Below are 18,967 nucleotides of genomic sequence, written 5' to 3'. Positions count from 1 at the left end.
CCGCGATTAAAGGAATTGATTCGGCTCAAATGGACGATCATTCGGTCGGCCGTGCTCGGCACCGCGATCGGCATCCTGCCGGGCGTGGGGGCGACCACCGCCGCCTTTGTGGGGTATTCCGAAGCGGTGCGCTGGTCCAGACATCCCGAAAGGTTCGGAACCGGCATCCCCGAAGGCATCGCCGCCCCGGAAACCGCCAACAACGCCGCTACCGGCGGGGCCATGGTGCCGCTGCTGACGCTGGGTATTCCGGGAAGCGCCACCACCGCCGTGATCATCGGCGGCTTTCTGGTGCATGGCCTGCAGCCGGGCCCCATGCTCTTTTTAAATCAGCCCAAGCTGATGTACTCCATATTTATTTCCATGTATATGGCGAATTTTTTCATGCTGTTTGCCGGGCTGGCGGTGGCAAAACTGTTTTCCAATTTCAGAAAAGTCCGCTATTCCATTCTGGGGCCGTGTATCTTCGTGTTTGCAGCCGTGGGCGCCTTCGGCATCAGAAACGACCTGACCGATGTCTGGATCATGTTTGTGTTCGGCCTGCTGGGTTACATCATGAAGAAGTTTAATTACCCCATTGCGCCGCTGATTATCGGTCTGGTGCTTGGCGAACTTACGGAAATTTCGCTCAGACGCGGCTTGCGCATGGCCAACTTTGATCTGGCCGAGTTTTTATTCCGGCCCATCGGCGGCATCATTCTGCTGGTGGCGGTCATTTCTCTCATTTACAGCATTTACAGTTCGGTCAGAAAAAAACCCAGCATCCTGGAGAGCACGGCAGCACCGGCGGGAATTGACATAAAGGGTTCAGAGTAATATCGACAGATAAACACGAAAAGGCATTGAACAGCATCAAAACGGTCCGATCCTGTTATCGTTGACAGAAAAAAAGAGCCCCGCCTAAACTTTGCGGGGCTCTTTTTTTAATGATTAACCGGCAATTAAACAGACAAACTTTTTATTACATTTTGTCATTCCCTCGCAAGCGGTAATCCAGTATTTTTAAAAACTTTTCTGGATTCCGGCTCTCCGCTACGCTGCGGCCGGAATGACATATTTTAATGCCGGGTTAATAATAAATGGAAACGTGAGACGGTGTTATAGTATGTCCTTTAACAGGTTTAAACAGGTGCCGGATAATTGGACGCGCGTATCTTCCATAGTGATAGCGTTCTCTTTGCAAACGTCCACGCAGCTCTGACAGCCCACGCAACTATCCGGATAGACGGCGATTGCCTTGCCGTTGCGGACTTCTAAAACACCGGCGCTGCAGACTTCAAGGCATTCTTCACAGCCGTTGCATTTTCTACTGTCCACGTTGGTTTTAAAAGCCATATTTTTTCAAGACCTTTTCTTTCCGATTTCAATTTTCGAAATTTATGGTAAGACAGATCAGATAAAAATCAAGTATCAATTTGAAGTATTTCACTTGAACCCTAAATTACCAAAACTTTATGAATGATGCCTTTCAGAATATTTTCAGCATGTATTTCATCCTGATCGCGGCTTATGTATTGCAAAAAATGAAGCCCTATCCGGTTGCGGTAATCAATGATCTCATTTTTTATCTCTTTTTGCCGGTCACTGTTTTTTATTCGATTGTTCATGCCCCGCAGATTTCGTGGCCGATTTTCATTAAAACAGCCGCAGCCGGTTTTTGCGTCCTGTTGTTATCGGCTTTAGTTGCGGCCATGATCAGCAAATATATGGGCGTGACCGGCGGGACGCGCAAAACCTTTCTGCTGGGCGCTTCCTACGGCAATCATGCCTTTATCGGTTTTCCGGTTGTCTTTGCTTTTTCAGGGGAAAACGGACTGCTCCTGGCGTTGTTTTATCTGATCGGCACTTACGTTTATCTGTATAGTGTCGGGTTTTATCTCATGACCGGCCATATCACCCTGTCTGGCTTTGTCCGGAACCCGCTGGTGATATCCCTGGCGGCGGCATTGCTGTGCGCTGCGCTGGAGATAAAACCGCCCCCGCTGATGTTAAAGAATATGGAATTGATGAACCGGGCAACGTTTCCCCTCTCAATGGTCGTGGTGGGAGGGGGGCTGCAGTTGAATTTCTTTGCAAAAACATCGACCCTGCTGTTATTGGCGGCCGCAGGCGTTGTCCGGCTGATTGTTTCCCCCCTGATCGCAACTGCCGTGGGTATGGTTCTGTCCTTCCCCATCGATCAACTGGGAATCTGCATTCTTCAGTCGGCCATGCCCACCGGCGTATTGGTGACCATATTTTCCTTAAAGTATAAAGGCGATCCGGCTTTCAGCAACGCCCTGGTATCCCTGTCGACGCTGTTGAGCATCGCGTTGATCCCGCTGCTGTTTGTCTTGCTGCAGCAGCGGGGATAAACGCCGTCGATCTAATTTGTCGATAGCTCGCTCAGCAGCTTCGCCGCACGGTACGGGTTGAATATGCCGCACACGCAGGGGCCAAACAGGCGTTCGGCCCCTTCTTCAGGGGAGCAGTCGCCGGATTTAATATCTTTGATCACGTCTTCAATCAATCCCACGGATACCATGCCGTGACCGCACATGGTATTCAGCTGCAGAATTTCAGGCGGCGGTAATTTGTCGGTCCGACCCCAGCGGCCCATGGACTGATTGATGGTGTGTTTCTTCAATCCGGCTTCCCCGCAGCACTTTTCGACCTGGTCGAACAGGCCGGATACCACCACGCAAAGGCCCAATTCCGCCGCTTTGAACAACCGCAGGGCCTTAACGACTCCCTCCGGATTCTTAAACACCGCATGAACCACGGACTGATCCTGGAGGTTTTCCAGGATGCGGGCGACGCCGCCCTGGTGGTATTCGTTGCCGTTGCGGCAATCGCCGATTTTGATGGCGCCGGCTTCAAGCGCCATTTCAAGATAGCGACGCAATTTGGGTGCGGCGCCCTTGTGGTTGATGTCCTTTGACGGCATCATCAGGATGACGTAGTCTTCTTCAAGACCTTCGCCGACGCGATGAAGGGTATGGGTCATTTTAATCCTCCTTAATCAACGGACGGCCTAGGCCGACGTTTGTTTTTCCGTTGGGTGCGATCCATAATCCGGAAGCCGCTATGTACGGCGCCGTCGGAACGGAGCCGTCCGGGTGGATGCGGGTGGCGACAACGAGGCTGAAAACGCTGTCGATCTGACCGGCGACCTTTTTCAGAACCGGAAAAATTTCCGGCAGCCTTTCGATTTTCAGCGAAAACTCCAGAATGGCCGACAGGACTTTTTCATTTAAAATTTCATCTTTGAACTTGCCGGTCCGGGTATCCGACATCAGGCTGGTGGTGGGGTTTATCTTTTCAAATTCAACCCCGAGTCCGGCGACCGCCTGGGCTACCTTTTCCACGTCATAGAGCCGGGTGCCGGTAATGGGGCGGCCGACTTCAATGCCGATGCCGACCTGGCCCAGCTTGAAGCGTCCCGTGACTTCATTGGTTTTCATTTCCTCGGTTCCCCGGCCGGGAATACCGGATTCAACGGCAACCGTCAGCGGGTTGCTGAGAACGCTGCGAATGATTCGCGGCCATTCCATTTCCTGCTGATAGATGGTATCTCCCGGGCATGCTGACATTCGAAGGCAGCTGCCGCATTCAACGCACTCGTCAAAATCAATTTCCGCCAGATCCGCATCCATTGAAATTGCCTTGACGGGGCAGTAGGGGAGGCATTGGCCACAGCCGATACAACGTTCCTGATCGATTTTCATTGAATGTCCTCCATGATACCAAGTTGTTTCCAAAAGTGTTTGTTTGAGCAAGCAGGCTCTGATGGAAATGTCAGAGCGGGGTCGTTTTACATATCAAAATAAGGGGAATCGTCAATACTTTAAATAATATTTTATATTGTATCCAAAAACAATTAAAAATCAAGAAGCGTTTGAATCGATTGAAGGGGATGTTTTTTTATATTTCATTTATAATTCAACCTAATGAAAACATATGTACTTGAATTATAAATGAAATACATTATAAAGTTTTTTATTGACATTTCATCCAAGTTTAATTAAATATTTTCTAAATCGGGTAACAATGCTACAGATTGGATACAATAATGAAAAAGCGTCCAGCCGCCAAAAACAATGCAGTTTCCGCACGGGAAAAGACTTACGAGTTTCTTAAAGAGAAAGTACTTTCCGGCCAATTTCGGCCCGGTGCAAGACTGACGGAAGAACATCTTGCCGCTGAATTGGGCGTCAGTCGAACACCCATCCGGGAGGCGCTTCACAAGCTGGAACTGGAAGGATTGGTCCGCGCACTGGAGACCCGTGGATTTTGCGTATCACAGGATTCAATCGAAGAAATCAAGGAAGTTTTTGAAATCCGTACGATCCTTGAGGGCTATGCCCTGCGCTATGTCTGCAAAAACGTTCAGAAAGAAATCATCGACAAACTCGATGCCATTATCGAAAAATCCGAAAAAGCCTATCAGAATCAGAAGATCGATGCGGTATTCAAGTATAATACCCAGTTCCATGATACCCTGCACGGATTGATTGCCCATAAACCGCGCCTGCTGGGGTTGATTGTGGACCTGCGTCAATACGTGCTGCGGTATCGCAAGGACACCCTTCAGCATATGGACGGCGCCCGCCGCAGTATCGACGGGCACCATAAAATCATGATGGCCCTGCAACTGGAAGACCAGGACCTGTGTGAACGAATCATGCGGGAGCACATCCAGGAAGCGCGCGAGGATGCCCTGTATTCCTTGTTCGGCAAAAATTAATGTAAAACAGAGACTTTATTATTTGAATATTGAATATCACAACAACTAAAACCGAAAGAAGGGAGGTTTTATGAAGGTAGATGAAGATAAATGCATCGCATGCAAACGATGCTTCCCCTATTGTCCCATGGGGAAAATTCAGACGTTTAAACGCCACGAAAAGATCCATGGCCGGGTTTACATCGAGATTGATCAGGATGCCTGCACCGACTGCGGTATGTGTTTGCGGGCCGATATCTGTCCGGTACAAGCCCTGTATCAGCCTCAAGAAGAGTGGCCGCGTGAAATTCGCGGGATTTTGAGCAACCCGTTGATTGAGTTCAAAGGTTCGCAGGTTCCGGGACGCGGCACCGAGGAAATGAAAACCAACGATGTCAAGGGAACCTTTAAGCCCGGCGAAGTCGGGGTGGGAATTGAGCTGGGCCGTCCGGGTGTCGGTGCCTACTTTCGCGATGTTGAACTTATCGCCATGGCGATGATGGGAGCGAATATCGGATATCAACTGGCGGAAGAAAATCCGGTCACCCATTTTATGTCGGACAAAACGACCGGAAAGCTGCGCGACGACGTTCTGGGGGAAAAAGCGACTTCCGCCATCATCGAAGGCAAATGCAAGCTGGAGAGGCTCCCCGAAGCCCTGCGGGCGCTTCAGGAAGCCGCTAAAAGGGTGGAATCGGTCTTTACGGTGGAAGTCATCACCAAGGTGACGCCCAAAGGCGAAGTGCCCATTAAAGCGGTCCTGGAAAAAATGGGGATCTGGTATTCCGTCAACACCAAGAACAACATCGGCATCGGTCTGCCGTCATATGACTTTTATGGGACGAGCAAGTAAAGGAGAACAATCATGACACATAGTTTACATCGCCGCGGCGATTACGAATGTTTGAAAGACGATTTTGTTGTTCTGGGATGCCCGGCAACCGGTGTCAATAAAATCGGGTCGGCCCCGAAAACCCAGAAATATTTAAGCATTGCCTACAAATGCGGCCCCATCAATCTGGGCGACATGAAAACAGGCAATATTCACAATACGACCATGGCGGACATATTAAGCCGGGTGTCGGACGGAACCATTGTGCAGTGCACGTTCGACAACCGCGATAAAATCGTAACTCTGTTAAAAGAACTGAAGAACGACCGCCCCGGCATCTCGGTGATCATATCGGGTGTCACGGATGTCGTGCAGCAGTGCATGCATGAAGCCGGACTCGGTTACATTCATTCACTGGAATATTCATTGGGCACCTGGGGCCATACCGAGATGCTGCCGGATTTCCCCATACTCAAAACGGTGACCATGTGCGGCCACGCCATGATCGCTTCCGACCTGGTGCGCAAAATGGTGCGGGATGTCAAACGCGGCCGTCGAACCGTTAAGGATTGCGTTAAGGAAATGGCGGAATGCTGCACCTGCGGAAACTACAACCTGACCCGCGGTGAGCGAATCTTCCGTGATTTGCTGCCCCTGTATACGGTTCACAGCCTATACTAGAAATGGGTAAAATGGTTCAACGGTTCACGGTTAAGAACAGATAGAAATTCTTAGTAACCATGAACCCGGAACCTTGAACCCTGAACCTAACAAAAGGAGATAACGATGCGATATATAATTATTGGCGGGAGCGCTGCTGCAATCAGTGCCGTCGAGGCGATTCGGTCCATCGACAAACGGTCGCCGATTGATTTGTTCAGCGATGAAAAGACCCCTCTTTTTTCCAGGGTCCTGCTCCCGTACTATGTAGCGGAAGAACTGACCAAGCCGCTGTTGAATTTTCGTGCGCTCGATTTTTTTGAAGAGAACAATATAACGGCTCATATCGGCGTCAGGGTTAAAGAAATTTCAGCCGACGCCAAAACCGTTCAGACCGAAACCGGCGAGACATTTGAGTTCGACAAACTGCTGCTGGCAACCGGCGGCAAAGCCATTGTGCCCAATATTCCGGGCATCGATAAAGAAGGCATTTCGACACTGAAAACCATGGCGGACGCCGACCGGGTCTATAACCTCAAAGGCAAGAAAGCCGTTGTTATCGGGGCCGGCAGCATCGGCGTTGAATCCTGTATCAGCCTGATGCGGCGGGGTCTGAAGGTCACCCTGATCGAGCAGCTCAGCCAGGTGCTGCCCACCGTCTTTGACGACGAGGCCGCTTCCATCATCAAAGCGGTTGTCGAAGAGATGGGCATCGAGGTCCTGACCGGTGAACGGGCAACCCGGTTTACCGGAAACGGCCGTGTCCAAGGCGTTGTTACCAGCACCCGGGAAATCGAGTGCGACATGGTCGTCCTGGCAGTGGGCGTGCGGCCGGACATCACGCTGGCCAAGGGCGCCGGTATTGAAATCGGATCACTTGGGGGCATCAAAATCGACAAGCAGATGCTCACCAGCATTCCCGATATTTACGCGGCCGGGGATGTGTGCGAGACGTTTGATGTCGCCCGCAACACCCATTTCATCAATGCCATCTGGCCCATGGCGGTTGAGCAGGGACAGGTCGCCGGGTTGAATATGGCCGGCCAGACCACCGAATACGGCGGATCCGTCCGGATGAATTCCATCGGCAATTTCATCGGTTTTCCGGCCATGTCCATGGGGGTCACCCATCCCCAGGAATGCACTTATGTGGAGGAAGATTGTCATTTTCAGGAAATCAAAACCCGCAGCAAAAATACCTATAAAAAGATTATTTTGAAAAACGGCTGTATTGTCGGCGCCATTTTTGTCGGGCAGACGCAAAAGTCGGGCATTATCACGGCTTTGCTGCGTAAACAGGTGGATGTCACTGATTTTATTCCGGTCTTGCTGAGCCGGAATTTAAATTTCATGGATATACTGCCGCTGGTGCGGCGCAATGCCGACCGGTTCACCGAGCCTGAATTTAAAGAACTGATGGATACCGGCCTTTAACCCTTTGGTTAAATCATAAGAAGAGCCTGTGCTCTTTAAGGAGGAAAAGTGAAAGTCATAAAGGTAGACCCAGAAAAATGTACAGGTTGTCACCAATGCGAGCTGTGGTGCGGCAGTGAAATCGCATCCGTCGGCAAGGAGCTTCCCCTGGCGATCAATGAGCAACCCCAGCCGGTTCCCCGGGTATATGTGGAAGGCAAGAAGTTTGCCATTCAATGCCGTCACTGTGATGACGCGCCCTGCGTGAAAGCCTGCCCCAACGGGACCATGCGCAAGGACCCCGAGACCGGTCTGATTTACGTCCATGAACCGACGTGTATTGCCTGCTGGATGTGCGTGATGGTGTGTCCTTTTGCGATTATCAACCCGTCGCCCACCATCAAGGTTGCAATCAAGTGTGACCGCTGCCGCAATATGGGATATCCGATATGCGCGGAAATATGCCCCACCCAGGCGATGACCATTGTGGACCGCAAGGATTACCGCAAGAAGAAATTTACAACATGATGATGGATTTAGACCATTTTAATAATATGCATAATTTTGAGGATGGCCGGGATGGTCTTCGACCAACTGCGCCAGAAAGGAGATAACGATGGAGTTTATCCAGAAAAAATCCACTGATACCTTGGTGGAGCATTTTTTAGTGAAAGCCGCGGACCAGGAAATTCCTTTGGCATGGGACCGCTATGAGGGCCAGCTCCCGGTTTGCGGATTTTGCGAAGCCGGGCTCAGCTGCCGGGATTGTCTGCAGGGACCGTGCATCAGTCATCCCTTCCGGGATGCCAGCAAAAAGGGCGTTTGCGGCAAGGATAAAGACACCCTGGCCGTACAGTCACTGCTGCGGCTAGTCATCAAGGGAACGATGTCCAGCCTGGACCTGATGGGTGACCTGGCCAACGATATTGAAAACGGCGATACCAAGCCGGCCAACAAGGCGGCCGCCGACAAGGCGCTTAAGGAAATTCAAGCCATTTTCAGCAACAAGGAAAGCGCCAGCATGAAAGAGCTGCCGGCCGCGCTGAGCAAATCCTGGACGGACGCCGGGGTGTATCCCGAGGGAATTCTGCGGGATCTGTTCAAGGCTTCCCAGAAGCTGGAAGGCGGTGTCGCCGGTGTTGAGGAAACCCTCCTTTGGGCGTATAAAACCGCCTTGTTGGGGAATCTGGCCCAGCAGGTCCAGAAAAAGTTAAAACGGGCGGTGTTCGGTGATATCGTCCCAACCAAGCTGGATGTCAGCTTGGGGATACTGCAAAAAAATGCTCCCAATATCGTGCTCTACGGACAGATTTCAGCGGCACTGAAGCAGAAAATCGCCGCTGTTGCCAAAAAAGCCAAAGTCAATGTTTTCGGCGTCTGTACGGACCCGTTGCTGCCGCCCTATGTGTTTTCACCGGTAACCAACTACGGTTCCCAGGAAATTCCCATCATGACCGGCGCCGTTGATCTGATTGTGGCCGGCGATCAATTCGTCAACCCCTCCATCCTGCAGGTTGCCAAGGACTGGAAGGTGACGGTGGTTCCTGCGGCGGGCCTGGACAAGGAGAAAGTCCTGAACGCGTTTAGCAAGAAAATCGTCGATCTGGCCAAAAAGTCGTTTGACAACCGCGCCGATGTTCCCAAGGACATTCCCGCGGACAAGCAAACGGCGATTATGGGCTTTTCGACGGAAACCCTGGATGCCGCCAAGGTCGTCAAGGGATTGGGCGACGGTAAAATAAAAGGCGTCGTCGTCTTTTCCGGAAGCAGCAACGTCAAATATTCACAGGACAATGAATATGCTGCCATGGCCACGGTGTTCCTGCAGAATGATATCCTGTGCCTCTCCGATGGGGAAGCCAGTGTGGCATTGGCCAAACACGGCTTTTTAAATCCGAAGATGGAAGGGATCGAATGCGGCAAAGGCCTGGCGGGATTCCTGAAAACACTGGGGAAAAATGTTCCGGCCGTTATTGACTGCAATGCAACCGAGTTTATTCTGGCCCTTGCAAAAGCCGGCAAGAAAGCACCCAAAGACTACCCGGTTTTTGCATGCTTTCCGGAAGCCAATCGCAGTATTGAAGTCGTCAAGGCCATGGGCATGGTCGCCATGGGCGTCACCACGTACTTCTGGCCGAGCCTGCCGGTAACCGGCAGCCCGGAAACCGTAAAGGCTTTATCCGACGTCAGTGCAGCCAAATTCGGCGCAAAACTCCATGTGGTGACGAAAAAGCTGTCGGCCCCTGAAAAGGCAAAACTGTTTTTAAATGAGATTGAAGCGACACCTGCAATGTCGGGAAAACCCTGGTAAGGGGTCTCGGCAGATTTTCCATATCGTGGCCAAAGACCTGTGTGGTTAACATTCGGTTAAGCCGCTTTTGTTTATCAACCCCCGCGGCATAGCCAGTTCAATCGGACTATCCGGGTTCACCAGACCCGGATAGTCCGATTATGGTTAATTTTACTTGACAATTCATACAATTTGATATTTATAAATATTACCTGTAATACTGGCCAGACCAAAACGGCCCTTGAAACAACAAGCCGATTTCCGGATGATACTTATAAGGAATGTAATTCAGTAGTTCCTTTACGTCCTGTGACCCATTACAATCCTCGGGTGGGATTTGTCTCCCGGGAGCAACATTAACAGTCATAAGTTCAAAGGAGGAGTAATGAAAAGAATTCTTAGTATCAGCAGCGTGTTAATCCTGGTGGCGTCTTTTGCCATCCTGTCTGCAGGCATCGCCATTGCAGACACGTTTCCCAGCAAACCCGTTACCCTGATCGTTCACGCAGGTGCAGGCGGCGGCAGCGATATCTTTTCGCGAACCCTGGCGTCCGCTTTTGACAAAGACAAACTGATGTCCCAGCCCATCGTTGTGGAAAACAAGCCGGGCGGCAGCGGCGCCATCGCCTTTGGTTACGTGGCCGGCAAAAAGGGCGACCCGTACTTTCTGCTGACGGCGGTTACCAGCTTTATGACCACGCCCCTGAGCGGCAAATCACCGGTGGGCCTGAAGGACTTCACCCCCATGGCCAATTTTGCCTTTGACGAGTACATGGTGATTACCCGGACCGATTCCAAATTTAAATCCATGAAAGATATTGTGGCTGAAGCCAAAGCGAATCCCAAAAAAATAACGGTGGGCGGCACCCAGCTGGGGTCTTCCGATTCCATCTGTTCCTATCTGATTGAAAAACAAGCCGGCGTTAAACTGAACTACATCGTTTTTAACAGCGGCGGCGAAGTCAATGCCGCCATCCTGGGCGGACACGTGGACATCGGCGTGGCCAATCCCGGCGAGGCTTTGGAGTTGATGCGGGCCGGCAAAGTGAAAGCATTGGGCATTTTTTCGGAGAAGCGTCTGGACGCAGCACCGGATGTCCCGACCCTGATCGAGCAGGGCATCGATGCCGTTTATGTACAGAACCGCGGCCTGGTATCACCGGCGGACATTCCGGCCGATGCCCGCAAGACCATGGAAAAGGCATTGTACAGCTACACCAAAACCGACACCTTCAAGAAATATGTGAAAGACAACATGCTCTCCGCGGCCTGGATGGACGGCGAAACCTTCAGCAAGTGGCTGGATAAAGAGAATACGCGCTACAAGGAATTGCTGACCGAAATGGGCGTTCTCAAGAAATAAAAAAATAAAGCGTTTTACGGGTTAAAAGGGAGGCGGGCTCGCATTGAATCCCGCCTCCCCTGTTTCATAGGCAATGTGGCTTTCCCTGCTTTAGCCTGAATTGAAGACCCTGCGGTCCCGCCATCAGCGGGACCTGTTTCGCAGGAAAGACGCATTCGATCCCATTAAAAATTCAGTTGTTGAATAACCAAACGGTAGCTAATCATGAGACGAGCCGATCAAATCACCGGAATCGTGATGCTGATATTTTCCTTAACCGTCGCCTACACATCCTGGCAGATGCCCCAACGGGTGGAGTTCGGTCCGGGCATGGGGTTTCTACCTTTCTGGCTGGCGGTTTTAATGGCCGTTCTATCGGTGTTGCTTTTATTCGATGCAACCGTGCGGAAACGTGGGTCAGCCGGAAAAAATCCTTTTCCGGCACCCCAGGCCCTGCTGAATGTCGGAATGGTCATCGCAGGTCTGGGGGTCTTTGTCGCCGTCCTGGAAACCGTCGGCTTTGCAGTGTCCACCATTGTGTATATCGCCTTTTTGCTTGCTATTGTGCAGAAAGAAAGATGGCTTAAAACCGCTATCGTGGCACTTCTCTCAACCGGCGGTCTTTATTTCGTTTTTCAGATCCTGCTGGAAGTGAAGCTGCCGAAAAACATATTTGGATTCTAACGGAAGGGCTCCAACCAGTGGAAATTCTACAGCACCTCTTAACCGGCTTTGAGATTGCGCTTTCCTTAAAGAATTTACTTTTTTGCTTCATGGGCGTTACCCTGGGCACACTCATCGGCGTCCTGCCGGGCATCGGCCCTGTCACCGGTGTAGCAATCCTGATTCCCATCACCTTCGGCATGGACGCCACAACGGCCATCATCACCATGGCCGGGGTTTATTACGGCGCCATGTACGGCGGGTCCACCACGTCCATCCTCATTAATGTGCCGGGAGAATCAGCATCCGTAATGACGACCCTGGACGGATACCAGATGGCGCTGAAGGGCAGGGCCGGCCCGGCCCTGGGAATAGCCGCCATTTCATCATTTATTGCCGGGACCTTCAGCATCATCATGCTCTCCTGGATCGCACCGGTCCTGGCGGACTTTGCCATCGCTTTCGGCCCGCCGGAGTATTTCGCATTGACCTTCATGGGGCTGACCCTGGTGACCGGTCTGGCCGGCGATTCACTCATCAAGGGGCTCATGAGCGGTGTGTTCGGCCTGCTGCTGGCTTGCGTGGGGGTAGACGCCATCAGCGGTTCGCCCCGGTTTATCTTCGGCAGCATCTATCTGCTGGACGGCATGGGTTTTATCGGTGTGGCGGTGGGGCTTTTTGCCCTGGCGGAAGTACTAATCAATATTGAAGAGCCCATGAAGCAGGTATTTGTCAAGACAAAGTTAAATATAAAAAGCCTGTTTCCCAACCGGCAGGACTGGAAAGATTCTTCCGGCGCCCTCTGGCGCGGATCTATCCTCGGTTTTTTTGTGGGGGTCTTGCCGGGCGCCGGCGCCACCGTGGCTTCCTTTCTCTCCTATGCCACTGAAAAAAAACTGAGCAAACATCCTGAAAAGTTCGGCACCGGCGTCATCGAAGGGGTTGCCGGTCCCGAAGGCGCCAACAATTCCGCTGCCGGCGGCGCCATGGTGCCCCTGCTGACTTTAGGCATCCCCGGATCCGGCACCACGGCCGTCCTGATGGGCGCCCTGCTCATTCATGGCATCCGTCCGGGCCCGTTGCTTTTTCAAGAGCATCCGGAGGTGGTGTGGGGCCTGATCGCCAGCATGTACATCGGGAACGTGCTGCTGCTGATCCTGAATCTGCCCCTGGTGGGGCTGTGGGTCAGTTTTCTGAAAGTTCCGTATCAGATCCTGATGCCGCTGATCGTCACGATTTCCGCTGTCGGCGTGTTTGCCACGGACAACAATATTTTTGACATGTGGATCATGTTCGGCGCCGGCATTGTCGGATATGTCATGCGCAAACTCGATTTTCCGGCAGCCCCGGTGGTCCTGGCGCTGGTCCTGGGCCCCATGGTGGAACGCTCGCTGCGGCAGTCTTTGACGATTTCCCACGGGGATATTTCCATCTTCTTTACCCGGCCCATTGCAGCGGTTTTGACGACTTTTGCGTTGCTGTCCCTGTTTGCACCCCTGGTCCGAAAATTCTGGAAAACTTACCGGCGGGTAAAGATGGAGTAATCTGAACAGATATCGAAAGTTTCAGGCGGCGGCCGGTTTTAATTTGCATAAAACCGGCCGTTCGTTTAGGACCCTTTTGCGGTTCTAAATTCAGCAGCGACGGATTGAACCTGCCGGTGGATATACGCATTCAATCTTTGCGCCTGCTCCAGGGAGACCCTGGGAATATCATCTGAAAGTGCGATGATTTCCGCTTCGTCGATCCCGGTAACCTTATTTATCAAAAACGTGTCAACTTCTTCGTTATCCTGAAGAAATCCGCAGCTCCCGACTGCACCGACAAACGCCTCTCTCCAGAAAATCGGAACGACGCTCTTCATCAGGCTGGCGTCACAGGCTTCAATCACCGGCTGGCGCGTCCTCTGCGCCTGCATGGCGATATTCATATGGGCAACGGCGCAGATAAAACTCTGGCCCTTGGGATTGGCTTTGATGGCCGGGCACAGCCGGTTGGGCCACTGTTGATGCGCCGTCAATCGAAAGCCGTCCGTGTCAAATATGCAGGTGTTGAGGCCGAAACGGTCATTTATCTTCTTTTCAATCCGGGCCCATTCAGCATTTGAAATGATTTCGGTCAGATTCATTGCAAGATTACTCCATGGATTGTTTGTCGAGCCATTGCGCCAAGCGTTCCAACCCTTCGGCCGTGGAAACCGCGGGATAGTATCCCAGGTCCTTTTTGGCTGCGCTGATATCGAACCAGTGGGAGGTGGCGACTGCTTCTGCCAGAAAGCGGGTCATCGGGGGTTCGCCCGGTAATGCAAGGGCTCGATATAAAAATTCAAGGATTGCCCCGCCCAGCCAGGCCGCCCGGAAGGGGAGGGACCCTTTTACCGGCCCGTGCCCGGCGGCTTTCAGAATCGCGTTGATCATTTCCCATGCCGGGACCGGTTCGTCCTGGGTGATAAAATATATCCTGCCGGACAACTGCGGATTTTCCTTCAATTTGTCGGCCGCTAAAACATGTGCGTCCGCGGCATTGTCAATGTAGAGCGTATCGACCAGGTTGCGGCCGTTCCCGATCCGTTTGAGCTTTTTGGCTCGCTCCAGCAGCCGGGGTAAAAAATGGGGATCTTCCGGCCCCCAGATTTCATGGGGCCTCAGGATAATTGTTTTCAGGTTCTCATCGGCGGCAGTGACGATGCTTTTTTCAGCGAGCGCCTTGGTTTCAGGGTAATAGGCATTGTAGCGGGGGGGATAGGGAAATGATTCATCTACCCCCGCTATGTCTTTGCCGTTGAAGACCACACTGGGCGTGCTTGTAAAGACAAGTCTCGATACGTTTTGGGAAAGACAAGCGTTGATCACATTGCGGGACCCGATCACATTGGTCCGGTAATAATCATCATATTTTCCCCAGGGGGGTGGCTTGGCAGCCGCATGAAAAACGAGATCCCGGTCATGGCAGGCCTTTTCAACCACAGCAGCATCGAAAAGATCTCCCCTGATCTGATCGACCCCCATTTTTTCGAGTGCGTCATAATGATTTCTTGATAGGCTGCAAACCCGGTCTCCTCTGGCAACCAGGCGCCTTACGATCGCCCGGCCCAGGAAACCGCCGCCGCCGGTTACCAGTACGTTCTCGGGTTTGTGTTGAGGTATGTTTGATCCTGGTTTCATATCGCAATCTCAATGGTTAGGGGTTTAGGCTGAAGGCTGAAGGAATAAAAATTCCTTCATCTTTATGGTGTTCATTGTCCGGTGAAGTTCTGCCACAGGCTGCGGACCACGGACAATTGACCTTCAGCCTTCAGTCTATCCAAACCTTCAGCCTATCTGTTTTGCCGCCCATATCGCCAGCTTTTCACGGAATATTTTTGAATTGTGCCGGATGTCCACCGGAAAAGCTTTACAGAATAAAACCGCATCGATCTTGAGGGTTTTCTCGTTGCTTTTTGCCAGCGCCAGCAGTTCTTTTCGGATGCGCCGCCGGTCTTTGCGGCGGGCCGTGTCTTCCAGTTCGATGCAGATCACCGGACGCTGATTGGGCGCAGAACCGACACCCACCAGGGCGCTGCGGAATACCTGGGGGTGGAGATTGAAAATCGCTTCACAGGGAATCGTAAAAAGGGTTTCGCCGGGCGTGATGACGCGGTGGTTTTTGCGGCCGTAGAACCAGATCCGACCCTGTTTATCCCGACGCCCCAGATCGCCCATGCGGTGCCGGAAACCGTCCCCATCCTTGATTTTAGAAAGAACATCGGCATCCGGGCGGTTAAAATACCTGCGGGTCACCAGCCCCCCTTTAACGGTGATCTCACCGATTTCATTGTCAGGGACGACCAGTTCGTCCGACCAGTTCGCGATCGGGTCGTCGCTGATGCGGATGAGGCTGACGATGGTGTCGTTGATGGGATACCCGATGCAGGTGCCGAAACCCTGTTCGCTCAATTTGCGGGTCTGGGTGAGAATTTCACGGCTTCGGATCGAGATTATCGGTACGGCTTCAGTCGCGCCGTAGGGGGTGTGGATTTCGCTTTCTTCCGGCAGCAGGGCAGCGAACCGTTCAATCACATCCGCTGAGACAGGCGCACCGGCCGAAATCACCCGTTTCAAGGACGGCAGTTTGATGTTGTTTTTCCGGCCGTAGCGCCCCACGCGGTTCAGCAGGGCCGGTGAAGCGAACATCTGGGTTACTTTCCAATCGTTGATGCTCTCGATAATTTTTTCAGGATTGGCGAGGGCCGGGCGGGTGGGGTCCATATCCGGTATGACCGATGTAATCCCCTGCGCCGGCCAGAAGAGCGCAAACAGCGGAAAGGTGGAAAGATCAATTTCATCGGCAGAGAGGCCCAGATGGGTTTTGATCTGATTAAGCTGGGCGTCGAAGTTCCCGTGGGTGTAGACGGCGCCCTTGGCCGGTCCGGTACTTCCGGTGGTGAAGAGAATCGCGGCGGTTTCATCCCGGCCGGTTCGGGCCGGCGAATAAGGCCCTTGTGAAGCAGCGCCGAGTTGTTCCAAGGTATGGCCGCCCCAGAACCAGCGCCGCCCGACGGTGACCCATGTTTTGACGGTTTTAAAATATTTCGGCTGCAGGGTCCGAAGGGCATGTGCGGCTGAGATGCCGATAAAGGCTTCGGGTTCGCTTTCCGCCAGGCAGGACAGCATGCGCCGGAGCCCCATTCCGGGATCGACCACCACGGGGACTGCGCCGATTTTAAAAAGCGCGAAGATAATGCCAAAAAAATCCAGCCCGGGTTTTACCATCAAAATGGTCCGGGAACCCCGATTGATACCGACGCGTTCCAGGCCGTGGGCCAGGATATCCGATTTTTGATCGAGCTGTTGAAACGTCAAATGGATGTATCTGACGCGTCCGTTCGGGTCCCGGCCGGCCGGGCAGACAACCGCCGGTTTTTGGGGTTGAACGCGGGCCGATCGGATCAGATAGGAGGCCACGTTCACAAAGCCGTTATCGGGCGCGTTATGCTGATTCATCGCTAAACATTCCCTTGAGAACCGTTAGTCTTGTATCGACAACGGATGCCGCATTAAAAATTCAGTTGTCAGTTTTAAAATCCGTTGGGGTTGATCTTCCAGCACATAATGGCCGGCATCTGGAAAGCAGTGGACTTCAGCGTCCGGAAAACGAATTTGCCATTCTCTCAGATAGTCTCCGTCAAATACAAAGTCGTGTTCCCCCCAGAGGATCAGCATCGGCAGATGGGACAGCCGACCCAGGTTGTCATCCAGGTGTCGTATCCGGTCGTAGCTGGGGTCGTGGCCGCAAACCGGAATGTCCTGCACGAATTTCAAGGTGGCGATGCGGTTGCGCCATGAATTGTATGGCGCCAGCAGACCGGCCCTGACAGCGGCGGAAAGTCTTTTACGGGGCGCCATATAGAGGGCGGCCACGGCAAAGAGATTCAACCCTTGAACCGCAAGGGTTGCAAGGGGCTGAAAGTTTCTGACGATTCGAAGCCGCAGGGGGAGTTTTTTCGCTTTCGGCGGAAAAAAAGCGGCCGTGTTCATCAGGACAAGCCGCGCAATCCGATCGGGATGCCGCAGGGCATAGAGCATGCCGATGGCGCCGCCCCAGTCATGCAGCACCAGGGTGATATCCCGGCAAAGACCCAGGTGATCCATCAGCGCTTCAAGGTCGTCCACCCGGCTTTTCAAACGATAGTCATAGCGTTCCGTCCCGGGTTTTTCCGACAGGCCGCAGCCGATATGATCCGGTGCGATGGTGCGATACCGGCCGGAAAGCCCGGTGATGAGTTCCCGGAAGTAAAAAGACCAGGTGGGATTGCCGTGCAGCATGACAACCGGTTTTCCGGAACCTTCGTCGAGATAGTGATAGGCGAGGCCGTTCAAGTCAAGGTAATGCGACTTAAAGGGATAGAGGTGCCGGAAGCGCGAGATATCGATATCAGTGTGCATAGGCTCTTTTACCAGCGCAGGCCCAGCATCAGGCAGTTCAGGCCGCTGCCGATGCCAAAAAAACCCACCCGGTCGCCCGGCAGCAGGAATTGGCGTTCAGAGGCGATGGCGGCCGTTATCGGCAGCGATACGGTCCCGATGTTCCCCAGGTTCCGGAAGGTGGTGAAATCCTTTTCCTTGGGGATGCCGATGCTGTCCAGAATATTTTTCTGGTGGGTAGCCCCCACCTGGTGACAGATAATTTTATCGGGCTTGTCGGGCGGCCACGACAGGAGCGCTCTAAAGTCTTTATAAGTCTCAATTCCGAGCACGACGCCGTTTTGCAGGACGCCCACCGAATCCGTCTCCATGGTATGCAGCCCGCTGGCCGGCATACCGGTGTCCGGTCCCCAGCGGCACAGCCGGTGATGCCGGGCTGCGCTGCGGGAGACTGCGCCCTGGAGTTGATGCCCGCGGCGGGATATGGAACCGTCCGTTAAAATAACGGCCACAGCCCCGGAGCCGCCGGTGAGGGTGGCGACGGTTTTTTTAAAGGTCTCCATGTCTTTTGTCTTCAGCAGCCGCTCAATGGTCAGGTCAACGATTTGGCGGGACGATTCAGATGATACCACCATTCCGGCCTGGATCTGGCCCAGTTCAATGGCATTGGCCACCTGCACCATTCCGTTCAGAACGCCCAGGCAGGCATTGGAGACATCGTAGAGTTGAACGTGGGAACCGAGATTGAGGCCATCGGCCACGGCGCAGGCGGTGGCCGGCTCCAGATTGTCGCGGCAGACCCCGCCGTAGATGAGCATCCCGATGGCGTCCGGCAAAATCCCGGAGGCGGCCAGGGCTTTTTGAGCGGCTGCTGTGGCGCCCTGGTGCATGGCATACCCGGGGTCCCAGAAGCGGCGTTCCTGGATGCCGGTGATAGCCTCCAGTTGCCCCTTTTTAAAGTGCAGGGCCTGATACAGCGGCGCCAGCCTGCTTTCGAGATCATCGGACGTGATCACGTTGGGGGGCAGTTCGTAGCCGAATGAATCGATGTATACGTTTGAATATTTCATCATTGTTATTTTTCGTAAAGAAATGTCCGTTGTCAGTTGTCCGTAGTAAATTTATGATAATTTATATGATGATTTGCAACGGACCACCG

General features: G+C 52.9%; 19 protein-coding genes. 11 read left to right on the top strand and 8 right to left on the bottom strand.

Features of this window, described 5'->3' with window-relative positions:
* The coding region (locus tag P1P89_12835) for a tripartite tricarboxylate transporter permease (GenBank protein MDF1592394.1) at positions 1-816 on the top strand (816 nt) is incomplete at its 5' end.
* Between the two features lie 282 nt (positions 817-1,098).
* On the opposite strand, the gene P1P89_12830 is transcribed toward P1P89_12835, so the two are convergent.
* A complete protein-coding gene (locus P1P89_12830; protein ID MDF1592393.1) occupies positions 1,099-1,335 on the bottom strand; it encodes a ferredoxin family protein in 237 nt (78 codons plus the stop codon).
* Between the two features lie 119 nt (positions 1,336-1,454).
* Between P1P89_12830 and P1P89_12825 the strand changes: the two genes are divergently transcribed.
* Entirely contained in the window at positions 1,455-2,354 is a 900-nt protein-coding gene (locus P1P89_12825; protein MDF1592392.1) for an AEC family transporter, read from the top strand.
* Positions 2,355-2,365: 11 nt separating this feature from the next.
* Here the strand turns inward: P1P89_12825 and P1P89_12820 are convergent, their stop codons facing one another.
* Both P1P89_12820 and P1P89_12815 read right to left on the bottom strand, forming a co-directional pair.
* The gene (locus P1P89_12820; GenBank protein ID MDF1592391.1) at positions 2,366-2,986 is read right to left on the bottom strand and encodes a hypothetical protein; all 621 of its coding nucleotides are present in this window, start codon (positions 2,984-2,986) and stop codon (positions 2,366-2,368) included.
* Position 2,987: 1 nt separating this feature from the next.
* Positions 2,988-3,707, bottom strand: a complete 720-nt coding sequence (locus tag P1P89_12815) for a 4Fe-4S binding protein (protein ID MDF1592390.1) — start codon at positions 3,705-3,707, stop codon at positions 2,988-2,990.
* Positions 3,708-4,051: 344 nt separating this feature from the next.
* On the opposite strand from P1P89_12815, the gene P1P89_12810 reads away from it, so the two are divergent.
* From P1P89_12810 to P1P89_12770, 9 genes are all read left to right on the top strand, one after another.
* Positions 4,052-4,726 (top strand): GntR family transcriptional regulator, encoded by a 675-nt coding sequence (locus tag P1P89_12810; protein MDF1592389.1) that lies wholly within the window; start codon positions 4,052-4,054, stop codon positions 4,724-4,726.
* 70 nt (positions 4,727-4,796) lie between these two features.
* Positions 4,797-5,558, top strand: coding sequence for a 4Fe-4S dicluster domain-containing protein (locus tag P1P89_12805; GenBank protein ID MDF1592388.1), 762 nt, complete (start codon positions 4,797-4,799; stop codon positions 5,556-5,558).
* A gap of 12 nt (positions 5,559-5,570) precedes the next feature.
* Positions 5,571-6,218: a hypothetical protein gene (locus P1P89_12800; GenBank protein ID MDF1592387.1), complete on the top strand. Its 648-nt coding sequence runs from the start codon at positions 5,571-5,573 to the stop codon at positions 6,216-6,218.
* A 105-nt stretch (positions 6,219-6,323) separates the two neighbouring features.
* Positions 6,324-7,631 carry an FAD-dependent oxidoreductase gene (locus P1P89_12795; protein MDF1592386.1) on the top strand — a complete coding sequence of 436 codons (1,308 nt, stop codon included), beginning with the start codon at positions 6,324-6,326 and terminating at the stop codon, positions 7,629-7,631.
* Between the two features lie 48 nt (positions 7,632-7,679).
* Positions 7,680-8,138: a 4Fe-4S dicluster domain-containing protein gene (locus P1P89_12790; GenBank protein ID MDF1592385.1), complete on the top strand. Its 459-nt coding sequence runs from the start codon at positions 7,680-7,682 to the stop codon at positions 8,136-8,138.
* 88 nt (positions 8,139-8,226) lie between these two features.
* Positions 8,227-9,921 (top strand): hypothetical protein, encoded by a 1,695-nt coding sequence (locus P1P89_12785; protein MDF1592384.1) that lies wholly within the window; start codon positions 8,227-8,229, stop codon positions 9,919-9,921.
* A gap of 364 nt (positions 9,922-10,285) precedes the next feature.
* Positions 10,286-11,263, top strand: a complete 978-nt coding sequence (locus P1P89_12780; GenBank protein MDF1592383.1) for a tripartite tricarboxylate transporter substrate binding protein — start codon at positions 10,286-10,288, stop codon at positions 11,261-11,263.
* Positions 11,264-11,467: 204 nt separating this feature from the next.
* The gene (locus P1P89_12775; GenBank protein MDF1592382.1) at positions 11,468-11,926 is read left to right on the top strand and encodes a tripartite tricarboxylate transporter TctB family protein; all 459 of its coding nucleotides are present in this window, start codon (positions 11,468-11,470) and stop codon (positions 11,924-11,926) included.
* 17 nt (positions 11,927-11,943) lie between these two features.
* The gene (locus tag P1P89_12770; protein ID MDF1592381.1) at positions 11,944-13,449 is read left to right on the top strand and encodes a tripartite tricarboxylate transporter permease; all 1,506 of its coding nucleotides are present in this window, start codon (positions 11,944-11,946) and stop codon (positions 13,447-13,449) included.
* 65 nt (positions 13,450-13,514) lie between these two features.
* Here P1P89_12770 and P1P89_12765 read toward each other — a convergent pair whose 3' ends face one another.
* The 5 genes from P1P89_12765 to P1P89_12745 form a co-directional block, all read right to left on the bottom strand.
* The gene (locus P1P89_12765) at positions 13,515-14,033 is read right to left on the bottom strand and encodes a PocR ligand-binding domain-containing protein (GenBank protein MDF1592380.1); all 519 of its coding nucleotides are present in this window, start codon (positions 14,031-14,033) and stop codon (positions 13,515-13,517) included.
* 7 nt (positions 14,034-14,040) lie between these two features.
* Positions 14,041-15,069: an NAD-dependent epimerase/dehydratase family protein gene (locus P1P89_12760; GenBank protein MDF1592379.1), complete on the bottom strand. Its 1,029-nt coding sequence runs from the start codon at positions 15,067-15,069 to the stop codon at positions 14,041-14,043.
* A gap of 147 nt (positions 15,070-15,216) precedes the next feature.
* Positions 15,217-16,887 carry a fatty acid CoA ligase family protein gene (locus tag P1P89_12755; GenBank protein ID MDF1592378.1) on the bottom strand — a complete coding sequence of 557 codons (1,671 nt, stop codon included), beginning with the start codon at positions 16,885-16,887 and terminating at the stop codon, positions 15,217-15,219.
* A gap of 24 nt (positions 16,888-16,911) precedes the next feature.
* Positions 16,912-17,829 carry an alpha/beta fold hydrolase gene (locus P1P89_12750; protein ID MDF1592377.1) on the bottom strand — a complete coding sequence of 306 codons (918 nt, stop codon included), beginning with the start codon at positions 17,827-17,829 and terminating at the stop codon, positions 16,912-16,914.
* 8 nt (positions 17,830-17,837) lie between these two features.
* Entirely contained in the window at positions 17,838-18,878 is a 1,041-nt protein-coding gene (locus P1P89_12745; GenBank protein MDF1592376.1) for a 3-oxoacyl-ACP synthase III, read from the bottom strand.
* Positions 18,879-18,967 lie beyond the last annotated feature (89 nt).

Source organism: Desulfobacterales bacterium, assembly GCA_029211065.1.
Taxonomy (GTDB): Bacteria; Desulfobacterota; Desulfobacteria; order Desulfobacterales; family JARGFK01; genus JARGFK01.
This window is presented reverse-complemented; position numbering and strand designations above follow the sequence as displayed.

Excerpts from the sequence above, each read along its gene's own strand:
- P1P89_12830 (MDF1592393.1), bottom strand. The coding sequence starts at position 1,335 with ATGGCTTTTAAAACCAACGTGGACAGTAGAAAATGCAACGGCTGTGAA.
- P1P89_12825 (MDF1592392.1), top strand. The coding sequence starts at position 1,455 with ATGAATGATGCCTTTCAGAATATTTTCAGCATGTATTTCATCCTGATC.
- P1P89_12820 (MDF1592391.1), bottom strand. The coding sequence starts at position 2,986 with ATGACCCATACCCTTCATCGCGTCGGCGAAGGTCTTGAAGAAGACTAC.
- P1P89_12815 (MDF1592390.1), bottom strand. The coding sequence starts at position 3,707 with ATGAAAATCGATCAGGAACGTTGTATCGGCTGTGGCCAATGCCTCCCC.
- P1P89_12810 (MDF1592389.1), top strand. The coding sequence starts at position 4,052 with ATGAAAAAGCGTCCAGCCGCCAAAAACAATGCAGTTTCCGCACGGGAA.
- P1P89_12805 (MDF1592388.1), top strand. The coding sequence starts at position 4,797 with ATGAAGGTAGATGAAGATAAATGCATCGCATGCAAACGATGCTTCCCC.
- P1P89_12800 (MDF1592387.1), top strand. The coding sequence starts at position 5,571 with ATGACACATAGTTTACATCGCCGCGGCGATTACGAATGTTTGAAAGAC.
- P1P89_12795 (MDF1592386.1), top strand. The coding sequence starts at position 6,324 with ATGCGATATATAATTATTGGCGGGAGCGCTGCTGCAATCAGTGCCGTC.
- P1P89_12785 (MDF1592384.1), top strand. The coding sequence starts at position 8,227 with ATGGAGTTTATCCAGAAAAAATCCACTGATACCTTGGTGGAGCATTTT.
- P1P89_12780 (MDF1592383.1), top strand. The coding sequence starts at position 10,286 with ATGAAAAGAATTCTTAGTATCAGCAGCGTGTTAATCCTGGTGGCGTCT.
- P1P89_12775 (MDF1592382.1), top strand. The coding sequence starts at position 11,468 with ATGAGACGAGCCGATCAAATCACCGGAATCGTGATGCTGATATTTTCC.
- P1P89_12765 (MDF1592380.1), bottom strand. The coding sequence starts at position 14,033 with ATGAATCTGACCGAAATCATTTCAAATGCTGAATGGGCCCGGATTGAA.
- P1P89_12760 (MDF1592379.1), bottom strand. The coding sequence starts at position 15,069 with ATGAAACCAGGATCAAACATACCTCAACACAAACCCGAGAACGTACTG.
- P1P89_12755 (MDF1592378.1), bottom strand. The coding sequence starts at position 16,887 with ATGAATCAGCATAACGCGCCCGATAACGGCTTTGTGAACGTGGCCTCC.
- P1P89_12750 (MDF1592377.1), bottom strand. The coding sequence starts at position 17,829 with ATGCACACTGATATCGATATCTCGCGCTTCCGGCACCTCTATCCCTTT.
- P1P89_12745 (MDF1592376.1), bottom strand. The coding sequence starts at position 18,878 with ATGAAATATTCAAACGTATACATCGATTCATTCGGCTACGAACTGCCC.